The organism is Bacillus sp. 05T21 (assembly GCF_056396785.1).
In genome coordinates, this window is record NZ_JBFTMD010000001.1 from 456,060 (window position 1) to 473,739 (window position 17,680).

Consider the following 17,680-nt stretch of genomic DNA (forward strand, 5'->3'; position numbering starts at 1 on the left):
TAATCGGTAATCCTTTTTATATTTCTCGACTACCTATTCGCTTTCTTTCTTCTAAATAACATAAGTAATCCCGCTCCAACAAACGCCAGACCTGCTCCAATTGTAGAAGCAACACTTGTACCTGTTTTCGGTAAATCACGTTCCTCTTTATCTGCTTCTTTATTTTCACTTACAGTTTCTTGTGTATTTTGATTATCCGTTGTAGTTTGTCCAGATCCCGCGTTGTTTCCATCTTGTTTTGGTTCATTAACAGTATTACCTTCATCCGTTGGTGGTGTCGTTGGATTTCCTCCGTTATTGCCTTCACCTGTTGGCGGTGTCGTTGGATTCTCTCCATTATTACCTTCACCTGTTGGTGGTGTCGTTGGATTCTCTCCATTATTACCTTCACCTGTTGGTGGTGTCGTTGGATTCTCTCCATTATTGCCTTCACCTGTTGGCGGTGTCGTTGGATTCTCTCCACCAGTTTCCTTATCATCATTCTTCTTCGTTATATCAATTGCATATTTAGCGAATTCATTTTCAGATGGTCCAACATATGATATTTTTCCATCTTTCTTTATATATTTTTGTGCATTTGGTGAAGAATCAAATGTTGTATTTAATTTATCTGCAATAATCGGTTTAAACGCCCAATTTTGATCTGCTGTTGGATTAATAACTGGTGTTTCCTGCATGTACTTCACAATAATTTGACGCGTTTCATCTTGTGATTGGTATACAACTTCGCCTTTACTTACACCAGGGAACGTTTGGCTACTTCCACGATAGTTGTTTGTAGCCACAATAAACTCTTGATTGTCAGCTACAGGCTTACCTTCATACGTCATATTTACAATACGATTCGTATTTTCATTTACAACTTTGCCATCTTTATCGTATTTCGCTGGTTGCGTTACGTCAATTTCGTATTTTAGGCCATCTAAAATATCAAAGTTATATGTAGGATAACCTATATTTACTAATGGTTGTTCTTCTGTTTTCTTTGAATCAATTTGATTAAATTGACCAGCAGACATTTCAAGCCATTCTTTCACTTGTGCCCCGTTTACTTTTACAGCATATAACGTATTTGGATATACATATAAATCCGCTACGTTTTTAATTGCTAACGTCCCTGCTGGAATATCCGTATAGTATGTAGCACCGTTTCGGCCACCTGCTTTAAATGGCGCCCCTGCAGATAATACTGGAATTCCTTTATATTTACTATATTGTCCGTTTTCAGCGAATAGTTTTTCTACATACCATTTTTGTGCATTTGTCACAAGTTGTACAGAAGGATCATCTTGTACTAATGAGAAATAACTATTAATTGGCGCTGTCGTTTTTCCTACAGCTGTATTCACATAATCAATTGTCGCTTGATGATCATCCTTAATTTCATTAACTAATCTTTGATCAGATTGTACTAATGGGTTCCCTTTACTATCAGCAATCGGACGAAGTTGCGGCTTCGATTGCTCTTTTTGTACTTCCCATTTTCCGTTTACCTTTTTCAATTGCATATCAATAATACCTAAGTTACTTCCAAAAACACCAGGCATTACAACAGGAACACCATTAAATACATCCTTCACTTCAGTATGTGAATGTCCCATTAATACTGCATCTACACCAGGAACCTCTGTTAAATAATATGAAGCGTTTTCCATGCCAACATTGTATCCACTCTTATCAACACCTGAATGAGCTAACGCAACGATAACGTCTGCACCTTCTTCTTTCATTTTCGGTATCATTTTCTTCGCTGTTTGAACAATATCTTTCGCTTTTACTTTTCCTTCTAAATTTGCTTTATCCCAGTTCATAACTTGGGGTGGAACAAATCCCATTACACCGATTTTCACCTTTTGCTTTTGACCAGATTCATCCTCTACTTCTTTTTCAAAAATATGATATGGTTTAAAGTAATTTTGGTCATTCTCTTCATTATTATCTTTATCGTCTTTATAGACGTTTGAGTTAATAACTGGGAATTCTGTTTTACTAATCACTTTGTTTAAATAATCTAAACCGTAGTTAAATTCATGGTTCCCAAGAGAGATGACGTCATACTTCATTAAATTCATTACACGATATAGTGGATGTACATAACTAGAATCAACAGGATTCTTCTGATCATTTATTTTATTCGCTACATAATCTCCAAGCGGCGTACCTTGTAATGCATCCCCATCATCAAATAAGACAGAGTTCTTCGCTTCTTCACGTGCTTTATTAACAAGTGTTGCAGTTTGCACGAGACCTACTTTATTATCTGTTTTCGTTTGATAATAATCGTAATTCATTAAGTTAACGTGAATATCTGATGTTTCTAAAATTCGTAAGTTAACTGTACTCTCCCCAGCTTTTTCCTCTGCATGAGCTGTTGTTGGCAACACTTGTGGCGCTATAACACCAATAGCAAGAGTTGCTCCAGCTAGCATTTTTTTTGACTTTTTCACAAAAAATCCCCCTTATACAATTACCAGAAATAATGAAATGAACCCCTATCTGTCTCTAACCACATACCTTTTTTCCTCTATTAGAGACACGATTTTCATTTCATCTTGCGCTAACGAGTAGTCCCCTTAAACGCCCGATTGATGAAAACTAACAATTAACGGGAGATAAAGCTCCCACTAAGTAGAATTTCACCTTATCTGACATTATCATATATAAAGTTCTTTCGTATCGTCAATATTTTTTGACAAACTTCAACAAATTTTCTGTAAAGTTATTATAAACTTTTCATAAACATATAATATGCCCTTACATTGCTAATACTGCTGAATATGATACAATTACCAATTACAAGGAGGATGAATTTATGAGAAAAGTCATCTTAACAATTGTTTGTCTCCTCCTTCTAATCATTTCTTATTCTAATTTTGAAAAGAACGATGAGACAAAACAAAAAGAAACTGAAGGAAAAGCAGAAAAAACATCTGCTCCGAGTTGGATTGATAAGCAAACGAACGACTCCTTTTATCATCTCGTATTAGGTGATTCACTCGCCAAAGGATATGGATCTACACAAGGGGGATTTGCCGAATTAGCTTCTAAGCAAATAGAAGGACAAATTCATAAACCAATTACGGTAGAAAATCTTGGTGTAAATGGCCTTACTACAGATCGTCTCGCTAAAAAAGTTCAGTCCGAAGAAGTTCAACAAAAAATTAGGGAAGCAAATATAATTACTATTAATATTGGGGGAAATAATTTATTTCGCTTAAATCGTGATGTAGGTGTTATAGATGGTATTAAAATGCTAAATAAAGAAAAAGCTCGTTTTGAAACGGATGTAAAAACTATTGTAAAGACCGTTCGAGATCAAAATCCGAATGCTTTACTCATTCTCTCTGAACTCTATAACCCTTTACAACTCGATGACTCCATTGCCAGTTATGCAGATATGTTTTTAGATGGTTGGAATGATTCTATTTATGCTATTTCAAAAGCGAATCAGCCATCTATCGTTTTACCAATTCGCAAATTAATATCGAAGGATAAAAAAGATTTACTATTTGACCAAGTACACCCAAATGATAACGGTTATACGATTATTGCCAATACATTTACAAAGCAAGTGTTATCCTACAAATATTAAGGCTACCATGAAACAATTCTATTTTTATACCTTGTCTTTTTTGTTACAATGATAGTGGAAGGGGGCCGTTATATGGAATCACGCGAGTGGGAACGTATTGTTGATCATCTTCTTTCGCTAGTGCCTCTTTTTTATCGCAAATTTATGCTTCCTGGAGAGTTTTCTTCTCAAAGACATATGCCGCCATCACATACGCAAGTGTTACTGCTTTTGCATGAAAATGGTACATTAGCAGTTTCAGAAATTGGCAAGCGGCTAGCGATTTCACGGCCTAACATGACCCCTCTATTAAACAAACTTATTCAAGAAGAGCTAATAGAGCGTCATTATAGCGAAAAAGATCGAAGGGTCATTTTAATTTCCCTAACAACTGAAGGGAAAATGTTAGTAAGTCAGTATCAGCAATTCATTTTAGGCAAACTAAAAGAAAATTTTCAAACATTATCTGAGGAAGAGCGTGAAAAGCTCATTTATTCTCTTAAAACCATTCAAAATTTAATTTTGAAAACAAACGCATAAAGCTGCTTCTAAATAGAAGCAGCTTTATGATTCGTAATAATTACCATAGTATACATTTGAATACGGCCATGTCATTAAATACGGTTTTCGTTCTTGAACAGGTTGCTGCTCAGGCTGTTGCATTTGTTGCATTTGTTGTATTTGTTGCATTTGTTGCTGCGGATATACTCCGAATTGCTGTCTCACTCCAGTTACAGGATAATAATTTGTATATGGATATACTTGAGGTACATAGTAATAATACATTCATTCTCTCCCCCTTTTTCTTAAACATATTCAAAGGAGAAAATGAATGTGACATTCTTTATATTTGAACAAGTGGTTCTCTCACTTGTTTCTTTCTTTTCTTCAAACGTAACTTACGATTCTTTTCATATAAATAATGCACAACGAAATATGAAATTACCCCAAACACAATTCCTATTATCGTCATACCAATTAATACATATACTTCACTCTGTAATAAGCTCTTTAACATCGTAAAAATATGGCTCGAAAACAAATCTGATATCGTAAATGGTTCATGATGTATTTTCTGTACATGAAATGGGTAAATCATTTTTCCTAGCGCATAAGCAAACGGAAATAAAAATACTGGGAGAAACGATATTTTCCCAATAATATTACCAATGACTGCGGCTGGAAAAGATCCCTTTGCTAACCTGACAATTGGATAAAATATTAAATATACGAGCGATGCCGTATAAATCACCAACATTTCTAAACCAAATCCAATAGCAAAACCTAGTGACACTTTCTTTGCTCCTTCTGGCGATCGAAGCAACTTAAAATATTGAAACTTTAATATTCTCCACATCCGCTGAAAAAACGAATATGTTTTCTTAGTTGTTTTCAAATTCATCATCTCTTTAACTATATTTTTTTATCTAGTATGTCCTTACATGATATGAAAAACAAATTTAGTTTTCTCTTTTTATTATAAATGATATAGAGATAATTAACTAAATATACATCCGACATTTCAATATAAAAAACCTCCCTTTTAGGAAGGCTCTTCTATATTTTTAAATAAACTCACTAATAAAGCTTTTTGCGCGTGCAACCTGTTACCAGCTTGCTCAAAAACGATAGACTGTGGCCCATCTATAATCTCTCCAGTTACTTCTTCTTCACGATGAGCAGGCAGGCAGTGCAGGAAACGATATGTTTGCTTTGCATGTATAACAAGCTCTTTATTTACTTGGAAAGGCTGGAATAAAGTATATTTTTCTGCTTCTCCTTCTTGGCCCATACTCATCCAAACGTCAGTATAAATAAAGTCTGCTCCACTTACCGCTAATTCAGGATTATGCAAAATCTCAATTTCAGCCCCTGTTTCATCAGCAATCGCTAATGCTTTTTTAACAATTTCTTCATTCGGCTCATACCCCACAGGCGTTGCCACAGTCATATTCATTCCGACTTTTGCACTCGCTAGCAATAGTGAATGACATACATTATTCCCATCACCTACATAAGCTAATTTAACTCCTTTAAACGTATGAGCTTCTTCATATATCGTCATTAAATCTGCCAACGCTTGGCAAGGATGATGATCATCAGTTAAACCGTTAATAACTGGGATACTGGACTCTTTTGCAAGCTCCTCTACATCCGCATGCGAAAATGTGCGTATCATAATTCCATCAATATAATGAGATAGTACTTTCGCAGTATCTGACACCGTTTCTCCTCTGCCAATTTGCATCTCTTTTCCACTTAAAAACATTCCATGTCCTCCGAGCTGTACCATTCCTGCTTCAAAAGAAACGCGCGTACGGGTTGAATGTTTATCAAAAATGAGACCTAATATTTTCCCTTGTAATAAAGGCTCCTGCTTGTTCTTTTTTAAATATATAGCGAACTCAATTAAAGAAATGATTTCTTCTTGCGTCAATTCTTCTAACGTTAAAAGATCTTTCGTATTTAATTTCGGTACTTGTACAGTTGACATGAAATTTCCCCCTTATATTATTGATGCATTTTTTGTACAAACCACTCTTTTTATCATATATATTGCCTGTTCTAGCTCTTCATTCGTTACAATAAGTGGTGGTAATAGTCTTATAACATTAGGCCCTGCTTGTAATACGAGAAGTCCTGCTTTTTCTAGTTGTTCTATGACATTTGCAACCTCATGCTTACATTCGATTCCAATCATAAGTCCCTTACCACGAATATTTTGAACACATTCAACGTGTCGTAATTCTTCTTGCAATTTCTTTAATACGTACTCGCCCTTTTCCTGTACCTCTTTAAAAAACGATTGTTCCTTAATGAATTGCAATACTTCTTTCGCTGCAGTCATAGCAATATAATTCCCACCGAAAGTTGAACCGTGTGACCCGGCAGTAAAAGAAGAACCTAGTTCTTTCCGGCCAATCATCGCTCCAACTGGAATACCATTCCCAAGCGCCTTTGCGATGGTAACGATATCAGGAACTATTCCCATTTGCTCATAAGCGAATAGTGTTCCTGTTCTGCCTATTCCAGTTTGTACTTCATCTATAATAAAAAGAGCATTGTACTCATTACATAGTTTTTCAATTTCCTTCAAAAAGGATGGATCAGCTAATATTACTCCTCCTTCTCCTTGAATAACTTCTACCATTACCGCCGCAACTTCTTCATTCATTACTTCCTCTAATGCTCGTATGTCGTTAAATGGTATATGTAAAAAAGACGGAAGTAATGGACCGAATCCTTCTTTCACTTTATCTTGCCCTGTTGCACTCATCGTTCCAAATGTTCTCCCGTGGAAAGATTGCTCACATGTTACTACGAGAGATTTTCCAGTATGCTTACGTGCTAGCTTTAAAGCCGCTTCATTTGCCTCCGCCCCGCTATTACAAAAAAACACATGATCTAATGCTGTATCTTCTGTTAATAATGATGCGACCTCTTCTTGTAAGGAGTTCGTAAATAAGTTAGATATATGCCATATATTTCTAAGTTGCTTTTCTACTGCCCTTACAACCTTAGGATGACAATGTCCTAAGTTACATACTCCAATACCAGAAGTAAAATCTAAATATTGCTCACCACTTTTATCAATAACTTTCGCCCCATTGCCCTTTACAAAGTCAATAGTTCTTCTCCCATACGTTTGAAAAAGATGGCTTGTCATACGATACTCACTCCTTTTGTTACCGTAGTTCCAACACACTCTCCTGTAACCTCAGTAAAATCCTTTGTACCATTTACGATACTAGCCTTTTTCACTCCCATTTTTAACGATGTAAGTGCCGCCTGTACTTTCGGAATCATTCCACCTGTAATGACGCCTTGTTCTATAAAAGTAAGAATTTCATATTCATCCGTTTTCTTTACCAATCTTCCTTCGTGTAATACTCCATCTACGTCCGTTATAAAAATGAGTTCTTTTGCGGATAGTGCATATGCTATTCCAGCTGCAGCGGTATCTGCATTTATGTTATAAACCTCATTACCATTTATCCCAATTGGGGCAATGACAGGAATATAATTCATATCTATCAACCCTTTCAATAGGGCTGTTTCTACATAACTTACTTCTCCTACATATCCTATCGCTTCGCCAACAGGTTGAACTTGAAGTAAATTACCGTCACATCCAGAAAGCCCCACCGCAAGTAAATCATGTTTTTGTAAATTCATTACGAATTTTTTATTCGTACTTCCGCATAGCACCATTTGAACAACATCCATAACCTCTTTCGGCGTTACTCTTAATCCATCTTTCTTTTCTATCTCGATATTAGAGTCTTCTAACTTGGCATCAATTTCTGGGCCACCGCCATGGACAATAACAACCTTATACTTATTTTGCAATTTCTTTATACAATCAAAAAAGACACTATTTAATCGATTCAACATGCTACCGCCACATTTAACTACAATATAATCACTCATCTTCTCTCTCCTTATGTACGATAACAAGCATTTATTTTCACATATTCATAACTTAAGTCGCAGCCCCAAGCTGATCCCGTTTCATCTCCTAAATGTAAACACACATCAATTTTTATTTCATGTTCTTGTAATTTCTTTGTCATTTCCTCTTCAGAAAACATTTGAGGCTCACTATTTTTTAATACGGCAATAGATTGAAGAGTGATATCAATTGTATTTGGGTTAATAATTACTTCACTCTGTCCAGTACTACTAATAATTCGTCCCCAATTTGGGTCCTCRCCGTATATCGCTGTTTTCACAAGACTGGAACCGACTATTTGTTTTGCAATTTTCTTTGCTTCTTCATTTGTTCTAGCCCCTAACACGTTTACTTCTATTAACTTCGTAGCACCTTCACCATCTTGTGCAATTTTTTTCGCTAAATCTTCACATACCTTTTGTAAAGCAACTACGAAAGTTTCCCAGTCTTCATGTTCCATATTCATCGTTTTCGTTTCTGATAATCCACTTGCCATAGCGATGACCATATCATTTGTAGAAGTATCTCCGTCCACCGTAATTTGATTAAACGTATGATTCGTAATTTGTGATAATGCTGTTTGCAATACTTCATGCTCTATATTGGCGTCTGTTGTAATAAAACTAAGCATCGTTGCCATATTCGGTTTGATCATCCCTGAACCTTTTGCGACCCCAGCAATGATCACTGCTTCCCCATCAATTATCATCTCATAGCAAGTTTCTTTCGTTATAAGATCTGTCGTTAAAATTGCTTCACAAAAAGAATAAGCTTCACTTACTTCCTTTGTTGGCACAAGAGATTCAATTCCCTTTCGAATGATATCCATCGGTAAAGGTACTCCAATTACACCTGTTGAAGCGACTGCGACGTACTTTTCTTTTACTCCAAAGTGTTCCGCTCCTAATGTTCGCATCTCATAAGCATCTTGCAACCCTTTCATCCCCGTACAAGCATTTGCATTGCCGCTATTTACAACAATTGCTTGTAATTTCCCTTCTGCTGCTATGCTATCCTTCGTTACTTGCAACGGCGCTGCTTGTATTTGATTTGTTGTATACACAGCGGCACATGATGCTGGCACCTCACAAACGATTGCACCCATATCCTTTTTCACCTTTTTCAGACCATTTGCAGTACCGATTGCCAAAAAGCCTTTTGGTGTAACAATTGAACCATTTGCTAATTTTGTAATAGACGATGCTTTAATCATAATTTCCCCCTTATGGATAAAGCGGCATATGCTGTAAACCCGTTGTCTCTTCTAGTCCCGCTAATAAATTTGCATTTTGAACTGCTTGCCCTGCCGCACCTTTCATCATATTGTCTATAACAGAAACGACCGTAACTCTTTCTGTTCTTTCATCGTAAGCTATCCCAATATCACAATAATTTGAGCCCCTTACTTCTTTCGGACTTGGAAATTCTCCTTGCGAGCGAACTCGAACGAAAGCTGAGTATTCATACGTTTCTTCATACAACTTTTGAAGTTGCTCTATTTTCATTTCCTCTTTCACTTTCGCATAAAGTGTAATCATAATCCCTCGTGATATCGGTATTAAATGTGTACTAAACGTGATTGGCTTCGTTTCACGATTCCACTCTGCAAGCATTTGCTCAATCTCAGGAACATGCTGATGCTGATTAACTTTATAAATGTGTAAGTTATCGTATAACTCAGGAAAGTGAGTCATTGTTGTTGGCGTTTTGCCCGCTCCAGATACTCCTGATTTCGCATCAATAATAATCGATGCTTCTTCAATCATGCCGCTACGTACTAACGGCGCTACCGCTAATAATGCAGCTGTAGCAAAACATCCTGGGTTTGCAATTAAATTTGCATTTTGGATCTCAGGCCTTTTCCATTCACTTAATCCATATACTGCTTTCCTAAGAAGTTCTTCCTGTGCAGCTGGCCTTTTATACCACAATTCATATGACGAGGGATCTATCATACGAAAGTCTCCAGATAGGTCAATTACTTTTAAACCTACTGCCAATAATTTTGGTGTTAACTCTGCCGATACTCCCGCTGGAGTTGCTAAAAATACAATTTCAGCTTCCTTCTCTATTTTCTCCGCATCAATTTCTTGTAACGTATGGACAAGAACATTTCGAAAATGCGGGTATACATTTGTTATAAATTCACCAACTTGTGAAAAAGAATGGAGAGATGCTATCGAAAAATATGGATGTTGCTCTAATAACCGAATTAACTCAATACCTCCATATCCAGTTGCTCCAATAATTGCGACTTTCATAAGCTCCTCCTCATATCTATTCTTTAAATTAAGTTTGATTATAATATTGCATAATTATAAAGTCAATTAAATATTTATAATTTTTAAAAACTTTAAAATATTACCCTCACTATAAAAGTGATATATATAAGTGGATTTTTATGCAAAAATAGTGCATAGTAGTATTTTTATTTCACTTCAAGTACAATAAAACAATACATGTATACATACAGGCGGGGAAAAACATGAATAAAAAATTAATTGAGAAAATGATTATAAAAAGTTTTCGGCAATATCAATGTAATCCTGTTTCAAAAGTGGATCAGGCAATGCTAATTAAACATATTCAAATGATAATTCATTTAAATACTGAAATTGATGTATACGAGGCTGTTGAGGATATCGTTTACGATTATGTAACTGGAAAATAAAAAATAGGAGATTTCCATATGGAAATCTCCTATTTTTTACTTAATGATTTGCCTGCAATGTGTTCAAATAAACCTGGGAATAATGCGTAGAGCTTTGGCCCCATTCCCATCCACTTCGGCAAGTTTACTTCACGTTTTTTCGTTTGCATCGCCTTTACGATTTGTTCTGCTACATATGTTGGTTTTAACATGTAACGTCCCATATTTTTCACATATGTACCTGATTGATCGGCTATTTCAAAAAAGTTCGTATCTATCGGTCCTGGGTTAATTGCTGTTACATACACATTTGTGTTAGATAACTCCATACGTAAACTATTCGTAAATCCTAATACAGCGTGTTTTGTCGCTGCATAAGCACTCGACTTCGGAGTTGCAATTTTTCCAGCCAATGAAGCAATATTAATAATTTGTCCTTCGTTCCTTTTTACCATATTAGGTAATACCGCTTTCGTACAAGCTACTAATCCAAATACATTTACTTGAAACATATCCTTTACTTCATCCATTGAAGCATCTTCAAACGTTTTAAAAATACCAAACCCAGCATTATTTACCAATATATCAATACGTCCTACTTCTTGTAATACCTTTGAAAAAACAGATTGTACTTTCGTTTCTTCACTTACATCTAATACATAGTAATAGCAAGGCGTATTATAAGTTACTTTAATTTTGTCTGCTAATGCTTGTAGCTTCTCTTCTGTTCTAGCCATTAATACCGGCGTCGCCCCTTGCTCTGCAACCTGCATTGCAACTTGCTCTCCAATTCCACTAGAAGCACCTGTAATGACGATTACTTTTTCTTGTAAACGTCCCGTCATTGCTGTCACCTACTTTGCATAATAAATCAATTGTTGTGAAGATTCATCAATCATCACCTGTTGATTATATGCTAAAAAGTCTAATTGTCCAACAGTTTCTGAGATAGTAAGTGGTAATTGCTCTTTATATAATACCGGAAATAGTTTTACACACACCTCAAATGCTGTCATTGGCTTTTCCTTTAATAGTTCAAGCACTTTAAAAGCACGTGTCTCTTGCTTTTGTAATCTTGTTTCAATAAGTTGTTTCACATTCAGAACATCTTCCCCATGCCCTGATAAAATCCGTGAAATATTCATTTCACTTAAACGTTTTAACGTTTGATTGTACTGCAATAAAGGATGCGCTCTTTCTGTTTGCCCTTCATATGGTGGTTCTAATATTGGATTTGAAGAAATATGACTAATGAGAGCATCCCCACCAATTAATATTCCATCAGATTCTCTATATAATGAAATATGAGTGGAAGCATGACCCGGGGTTTCAATCACTGTAAATCCAGGTAACGAATCTATACGATCTCCCTCTCTCACGGTATGTGTTAACGATCTATTACAAGAATATTTAAGTGTCTTCGTCGTCAATAACGCCTCACCATTCAGAAATACTGCTGGAACGCCGAACTGCAAGGCTGTCTCTTTAAAAAATTCATGATACCTCTTTAAAAATTCAGCATTCTGTGTAATCCACGGTTCATTCCAAGGATGTCCGATAATCTTTACTTTTTCAGAAAATGTATTTAAAAGTCCGCAATGATCCGCATGGTGATGCGTAATCACTACCGTTTCAATATCTTCTATCTTATATCCTAATGCACCTAATTGACTTTCTAGTGCTTTCTTTGCTTCTTCTGTATTTGTCCCTGTATCAATTAACGTTAATGTTTCTCCCTCAACTAAAAACACATTCACTGTCTCAACTGCAAATGGAACAGGAATCTCCATTCGATGAATCGCCGTCATGCTTAGCCCCCCCTGTCTTTTTCCGGTTCAAAAATGAATACCTCTTCAGTTTACAACTTCCCTGTAAATTTGTCATTATTTTCAGATAAAAAGAGGTCTTTTCCATAAAAAAACGAATGTATGTACATTTATAAGTATTTCTAACCAAATTTAAAGGAGGCACATCATGTCTATGCAAAACATTTCCTTTCTCGGTGCAGGCTCTATTGCCGAAGCGATTATTGGTGGCTTATTAAACGCAAATGTTGTTAAGGGAGAACACGTCACTGTAAGTAATCGTTCTAACGAGACAAGATTACAGGAGTTACATAAAAAATACGGTGTCAAAGGTACACATAATAAAAAGGAATTACTTGCTGATGCAAATATTCTTTTTCTAGCTATGAAGCCAAAAGATGTCGCAGAAGCGGTTATTCCTCTTAAAGAATACATAAATAATGACTTGCTTATTATTTCGTTATTAGCAGGTGTTTCTACTCATTCAATTAGAAACCTACTTCAAAAAGACGTTCCGATTATTCGTGCAATGCCAAATACATCTGCAGCCATTTTAAAATCCGCTACCGCTATCTCACCTTCAGAACACACAACGGAGGAACATATTCGCACTGCAACATCTTTATTTGAAACGATTGGTCTCGTCTCTGTTGTAGAAGAAGAAGATATGCATGCTATCACTGCATTATCTGGAAGTGGACCAGCTTATATTTATTACGTGGTAGAGGCACTGGAAGAGGCAGCAAAAAAAATTGGTTTAAAAGAAGATGTTGCAAAATCTCTTATTCTTCAGACGATGATTGGTTCTGCTGAAATGCTAAAAGCAAGCGAAAAACACCCTTCTATTTTGCGAAAAGAAATTACTTCTCCTGGCGGAACAACTGAAGCAGGTATTGAAGTATTAAAGGAGCATAATTTTCAACAAGCATTAATCTCATGTATTACACAAGCAACGAAACGATCACACGATCTTGGAAAAACATTAGAAGAAATAGCAAAAGAAAAATAAAAAACGGAGCTCAACTTTATTTGAGCTCCGTTTTTACTTTAATCATATGATATGCTTTTAGTTATTACTCTTACCAAAAATCTCTTCTTGCAAACGACGACCTGTCGGTGTTGCTGCAAGGCCACCTTCTGCTGTTTCACGAAGTGCTACTGGCATCGTTTGTCCAATTCTAAACATCGCCTCAATAACTTCATCACATGGAATTGTACTAGTTACACCAGCTAATGATAAATCAGCTGAAATCATGGCATTCGCAGCTCCTGCTGCATTACGTTTTACACAAGGTACTTCTACAAGCCCTGCAACAGGATCACATACTAAACCAAGCATATTCTTTAATGAAATCGCCATCGCTGTAGCTGCTTGATCTTGTGTTCCACCAGCCATCTCAACTGCTGCTGCAGCTGCCATTCCACTTGCTGAACCTACTTCAGCTTGGCAACCTCCTGCCGCGCCAGAAATACAAGCATTATTCGCAACAACCATACCGAAAGCTCCTGCTGTAAATAAAAATTCAATCATTTCTTCGCGTGTCGGCTGTAATTTTTCTTGCAGTGCAAACAGTACACCTGGCACTGTTCCAGCAGATCCTGCTGTTGGTGTTGCACAAATAATTCCCATCGCCGCATTTACTTCATTTGTCGCAACAGCTTTACTCACTGCGTCCAAAATCGTATCTCCAGATAAGCCTTTTCCACTCTGCATATACGCTTGGACTTTCACAGCATCCCCGCCAGTTAAACCAGTCGGTGATTTTACACCACGAATACCGCGTTCTACTGCTTGTTCCATCACGACTAAGTTCTTTTCCATTCCAGCAATTACTTCTTCACGTGAGATATTTCTTGTTTGCATTTCACATTGAATCATAATTTCTGCGATTTTTACATTTTGCTCTTTAGCTTGCGCCACTAGTTCCGCTGCGTTCCGAAACATGGTGTGTCCCCCCTGCAATTAATCCATAATAGTTACTTGACAAATATTTTGTTGCCCATTTATTTCCGCAATTACTTCATCTGCTAATAATTCATCTGTTTCAATGACCATAAGCGCTCTTCTTCCTTTTTCTTTACGAGAAACACTCATTGTACTTATGTTAATCTCATGCTTAGCAAGGATTGAAGCTACAGCTGCGATAGCACCAAAGCGATCGTTATTTACAATAAGTAGTGCTGGACTCGTGCCTGTTAATTGAAGATCGAATCCGTTTAATTCTACAACTTCAATTTTACCGCCACCAATTGAGCAAGCAACAACTTCAATTTCCTCTTCACCTTTATACAGACGAATTTTCGCTGTATTTGGATGCGGAGCATTTGCATCTTCTTCAATGAATTCCACTTCAATCCCGCGTTCTTTTGCAATATCTAACGCACTTGGAATACGTAAATCATCTGTTTCAAATCCTAGTATTCCACCGATTAGCGCTACATCCGTACCGTGACCACGGTATGTTTTTGCAAATGAACCATATAATGAAATGCTAACTCTCTCTGGTTCATGACGAAACAGCTGACGAGCAACTTGCCCCATTCTTGCCGCGCCTGCTGTATGTGAACTTGATGGACCAATCATAACCGGACCAATAATATCAAACACTGAGCGATACTTCATCATAACTCCCCCTAAACCTCTATGAAAAAATTATTTACTATTCTATTAAGCTACCGAATCGGTTGCTGTTCCAGTCGTACCACGAATTTGTTCCGCTGTAAGAATTGGATAGTTTTTGAATAACAGTGAAGCAATATATCCTGAAATAATACCAGTTATAATAATAAATAAGAAACTTAGCATTACCTGCATTTAAAAATAATATAAGATAGTCCATAATAAAGTCTGGTAGCAATCCAAAGTTTAACACAGAACCCCTTACAAGCATAGCATAAACAAGTGAAACTCCCATTGCTTTCATACCTTTTGATGTTTTAAAGCTAAAAAGTGAAAAAAGACTTAGTACAAATAATAGTAATATCCTTCCTATTATAATTTCCATGTTGCTCTCTCACGATTTAGTCAACTTCACTTGTTATGACAAATGGCTAAAACGCATGTAGCCTACAATAAATTATAATCTGCCCTCATTATAGCTTGTTTTTAATAAAACGCTTACTTTTAATGAATTTTAAAAGTTCTGAATAAAAATCCATTTTTGCTACTTGTACCACTCGTATGTCGTCTGACTTATATAACAGTTTTTCTAAATAATCGGTATTATGTATTTTTACCCTATATCTTCACATCATTAAAACTTTCTGTGTCATCCTATATAAAAATAAAATGATAACAGTTTTATTTTTAATTTTTTTTAGAAATAAAAAAAATGGCAACCTATCGTCACCATTTTTTCACAACATTATTATCTGTCTACTGGAAATGATTTTAAATCCGTAGCTATTTCTGTATTAGAAAATAGCTCTCTTGCCTCTTTCAATAATTCCTTATATGTATCTCCTTGATAACGAGAACTAATATGAGTCAATATTAAGCGTTTTGCATTTGCCTGAAGTGCAATACTCGCAGCTTGCTTAGATGTGGAATGAAAATAATCATACGCTTGTTGTTCATCTTCTGCCGCAAAAGTTGCTTCATGAACAAGTACGTCAGCATCTTGCGCAAGCTCTCTACTCGCTTCGCAATATCGTGTATCGCCTAAAATTGTAATAACTCTTCCTTTTTGAGGCGGGCCAATAAAATCTTTTCCATCTAACACTGTGCCATTCTCTAATTCAACTACTTCACCATCTTTTAAGCGTTTAAAAACTGGACCAGGTTTCACACCCATTCCCAGTAACTTATCCACTAAAAGAGCTCCCTGTATATCTTTCTCTACAATTCGATATCCGAAACATTCAATTCCATGTGATAACCTTTTTGTTTCTACACAAAATTCATTATCCTCAAACACAATACCTTCTTCCGTAATCTCAACGATTTCAAGCGGATATTTAACATGTGTCGTACTTACTGATAATGCCACTTCAATAAATTGTTTAATTCCTTTTGGTCCATACACTGTTAAAGGTGTAGTCCCTCCTTGAAACGAACGGCTTCCTAATAAACCAGGCAACCCAAAAATATGATCACCATGTAAATGCGTAATAAATATTTTTTCAATGCGGCGTGGACGTACTGATGTATGTAATATTTGATGTTGCGTCGCCTCGCCACAATCAAATAACCAAGTCTGTCCTCGTTCTTCTAGCAATTGCAGAGCAATTGCTGAAACATTCCTTCCTTTCGAAGGAACACCTGCACCAGTTCCTAAAAATACAAATTCCACTTTCTTTCCTCCAGCTCTTTATATAATCTATCTTTCATCTTACGGAATGTTATTTCAAATGGCAAATCGAATTTACATAACCAATCATCTAGACAACTATATAACACGAACATTATAATCAAAAAACTTAGTAATCGTTCGTGTTTTATGTTAAAATGATTATACTACATTTTAAGGGAGCGTTTTATTATGAAAGAAGCATTTCGTTTACAAACTGATTTTTCATCTTCATTTGATCGCTGGGTAAGTTCTTTCGTTTCTGATCACCCAGCACAATTAGAATGGACGACTTTAAAAGAATTAATCCATGAATATACAACAACACATACAAATGATTCGTTACCAACATATATTTCTTCAGCTTTAACATATTACGCACAACGCGTTTCAACAACAAACAGTTCAGAAATTGTTATTTTTGAAAATGCTACAATCTCATAATCTAAAATAAAAAAGCACTGATTACAGTGCTTTTTATTTATGTTCATTAAAGTATTTATTTTCCCGCCTTATTTCAAAAACTCCGCTTATTTCCTACTATATAGCCATCATAAATCTATTTGATTTTTCAAAAAAATAGATTAAAAAGATATTGACACTACGATTTTACAGTGCTAACATTCAACTTGTAATTGAATATGGTCTCTGTTAGGTGAGGCTCCTGTATAGAGAAACGCTGCTGCCCAAAAATGTCGAGAGACGCCAATGGGTCAACAGGAAAGGTCGGAATGAAGGCCTTTCTTAACGTAGCTGGTTTCAGTACCTATGCTATACAGTGCTAAAACTCAACGAGGGAGAGGTGCGTATGTTTTGTCATACACAAAAACTGTTTTTATCTATGTTTACTAACAGTCTTTGTTGTTGACTCTTTTTGACTACGAATTCAGACCTTTACTCGTTTTGAGTAAA

General features: G+C 36.1%; 19 protein-coding genes and 1 riboswitch. Of the genes, 5 read left to right on the forward strand and 14 right to left on the reverse strand.

Annotated features, from left to right (window positions below; translation table 11 throughout):
• Positions 1-29 precede the first annotated feature (29 nt).
• Positions 30-2,447, reverse strand: coding sequence for a bifunctional 2',3'-cyclic-nucleotide 2'-phosphodiesterase/3'-nucleotidase (cpdB, locus tag AC1DKZ_RS02370; RefSeq protein ID WP_476995602.1), 2,418 nt, complete (start codon positions 2,445-2,447; stop codon positions 30-32).
• A gap of 365 nt (positions 2,448-2,812) precedes the next feature.
• Between cpdB and AC1DKZ_RS02375 the strand changes: the two genes are divergently transcribed.
• Together AC1DKZ_RS02375 and AC1DKZ_RS02380 are read left to right on the forward strand one after the other, a co-directional pair.
• Positions 2,813-3,592: a GDSL-type esterase/lipase family protein gene (locus tag AC1DKZ_RS02375; RefSeq protein WP_431181668.1), complete on the forward strand. Its 780-nt coding sequence runs from the start codon at positions 2,813-2,815 to the stop codon at positions 3,590-3,592.
• A gap of 72 nt (positions 3,593-3,664) precedes the next feature.
• Positions 3,665-4,111, forward strand: coding sequence for a MarR family winged helix-turn-helix transcriptional regulator (locus tag AC1DKZ_RS02380; RefSeq protein WP_002088507.1), 447 nt, complete (start codon positions 3,665-3,667; stop codon positions 4,109-4,111).
• A 24-nt stretch (positions 4,112-4,135) separates the two neighbouring features.
• Here the strand turns inward: AC1DKZ_RS02380 and AC1DKZ_RS02385 are convergent, their stop codons facing one another.
• From AC1DKZ_RS02385 to argC, 7 genes are all read right to left on the reverse strand, one after another.
• On the reverse strand, positions 4,136-4,357 hold the full coding sequence (locus AC1DKZ_RS02385; protein ID WP_242307723.1) for a hypothetical protein: 222 nt from the start codon (positions 4,355-4,357) through the stop codon (positions 4,136-4,138).
• 58 nt (positions 4,358-4,415) lie between these two features.
• Entirely contained in the window at positions 4,416-4,967 is a 552-nt protein-coding gene (locus AC1DKZ_RS02390) for a DUF2062 domain-containing protein (RefSeq protein ID WP_002088510.1), read from the reverse strand.
• 147 nt (positions 4,968-5,114) lie between these two features.
• Positions 5,115-6,065: an ornithine carbamoyltransferase gene (gene argF / locus AC1DKZ_RS02395; RefSeq protein ID WP_219303503.1), complete on the reverse strand. Its 951-nt coding sequence runs from the start codon at positions 6,063-6,065 to the stop codon at positions 5,115-5,117.
• Positions 6,066-6,077: 12 nt separating this feature from the next.
• Positions 6,078-7,238, reverse strand: a complete 1,161-nt coding sequence (locus AC1DKZ_RS02400; RefSeq protein ID WP_476995603.1) for an acetylornithine transaminase — start codon at positions 7,236-7,238, stop codon at positions 6,078-6,080.
• Positions 7,235-8,002, reverse strand: coding sequence for an acetylglutamate kinase (argB, locus tag AC1DKZ_RS02405; RefSeq protein WP_016096141.1), 768 nt, complete (start codon positions 8,000-8,002; stop codon positions 7,235-7,237). Before argB ends, AC1DKZ_RS02400 begins: the two co-directional genes overlap by 4 nt.
• An 11-nt stretch (positions 8,003-8,013) precedes the next feature.
• Positions 8,014-9,237, reverse strand: coding sequence for a bifunctional glutamate N-acetyltransferase/amino-acid acetyltransferase ArgJ (argJ, locus tag AC1DKZ_RS02410; protein ID WP_002088515.1), 1,224 nt, complete (start codon positions 9,235-9,237; stop codon positions 8,014-8,016).
• A gap of 10 nt (positions 9,238-9,247) precedes the next feature.
• Positions 9,248-10,285 carry an N-acetyl-gamma-glutamyl-phosphate reductase gene (gene argC, locus AC1DKZ_RS02415; protein ID WP_002066994.1) on the reverse strand — a complete coding sequence of 346 codons (1,038 nt, stop codon included), beginning with the start codon at positions 10,283-10,285 and terminating at the stop codon, positions 9,248-9,250.
• A 224-nt stretch (positions 10,286-10,509) separates the two neighbouring features.
• Between argC and AC1DKZ_RS02420 the strand changes: the two genes are divergently transcribed.
• Entirely contained in the window at positions 10,510-10,695 is a 186-nt protein-coding gene (locus tag AC1DKZ_RS02420; RefSeq protein WP_476995604.1) for a YqzH family protein, read from the forward strand.
• Positions 10,696-10,724: 29 nt separating this feature from the next.
• Here AC1DKZ_RS02420 and AC1DKZ_RS02425 read toward each other — a convergent pair whose 3' ends face one another.
• Together AC1DKZ_RS02425 and AC1DKZ_RS02430 are read right to left on the reverse strand one after the other, a co-directional pair.
• A complete protein-coding gene (locus AC1DKZ_RS02425; RefSeq protein WP_476995605.1) occupies positions 10,725-11,519 on the reverse strand; it encodes an SDR family oxidoreductase in 795 nt (264 codons plus the stop codon).
• Between the two features lie 9 nt (positions 11,520-11,528).
• On the reverse strand, positions 11,529-12,482 hold the full coding sequence (locus tag AC1DKZ_RS02430; protein ID WP_002014957.1) for an MBL fold metallo-hydrolase: 954 nt from the start codon (positions 12,480-12,482) through the stop codon (positions 11,529-11,531).
• Between the two features lie 166 nt (positions 12,483-12,648).
• Here AC1DKZ_RS02430 and proI point away from each other — a divergent pair, with 166 nt between their 5' ends.
• A complete protein-coding gene (gene proI, locus AC1DKZ_RS02435) occupies positions 12,649-13,488 on the forward strand; it encodes a pyrroline-5-carboxylate reductase ProI (protein ID WP_002066991.1) in 840 nt (279 codons plus the stop codon).
• Between the two features lie 57 nt (positions 13,489-13,545).
• Here the strand turns inward: proI and sdaAA are convergent, their stop codons facing one another.
• The 4 genes from sdaAA to rnz form a co-directional block, all read right to left on the reverse strand.
• Positions 13,546-14,424: an L-serine ammonia-lyase, iron-sulfur-dependent, subunit alpha gene (gene sdaAA / locus AC1DKZ_RS02440; protein ID WP_002033842.1), complete on the reverse strand. Its 879-nt coding sequence runs from the start codon at positions 14,422-14,424 to the stop codon at positions 13,546-13,548.
• Positions 14,425-14,442: 18 nt separating this feature from the next.
• Complete coding sequence (gene sdaAB / locus AC1DKZ_RS02445) at positions 14,443-15,102, reverse strand: L-serine ammonia-lyase, iron-sulfur-dependent subunit beta (RefSeq protein ID WP_002088527.1); 660 nt, start codon at positions 15,100-15,102, stop codon at positions 14,443-14,445.
• Positions 15,103-15,139: 37 nt separating this feature from the next.
• Positions 15,140-15,484: a hypothetical protein gene (locus tag AC1DKZ_RS02450; protein ID WP_113937106.1), complete on the reverse strand. Its 345-nt coding sequence runs from the start codon at positions 15,482-15,484 to the stop codon at positions 15,140-15,142.
• A 363-nt stretch (positions 15,485-15,847) separates the two neighbouring features.
• Entirely contained in the window at positions 15,848-16,771 is a 924-nt protein-coding gene (gene rnz / locus AC1DKZ_RS02455; protein ID WP_113937105.1) for a ribonuclease Z, read from the reverse strand.
• Positions 16,772-16,960: 189 nt separating this feature from the next.
• Here rnz and AC1DKZ_RS02460 point away from each other — a divergent pair, with 189 nt between their 5' ends.
• Positions 16,961-17,212 (forward strand): DUF3932 family protein, encoded by a 252-nt coding sequence (locus AC1DKZ_RS02460; RefSeq protein WP_000656495.1) that lies wholly within the window; start codon positions 16,961-16,963, stop codon positions 17,210-17,212.
• Between the two features lie 196 nt (positions 17,213-17,408).
• A riboswitch (M-box (ykoK) riboswitch) is annotated at positions 17,409-17,576 on the forward strand.
• Positions 17,577-17,680 lie beyond the last annotated feature (104 nt).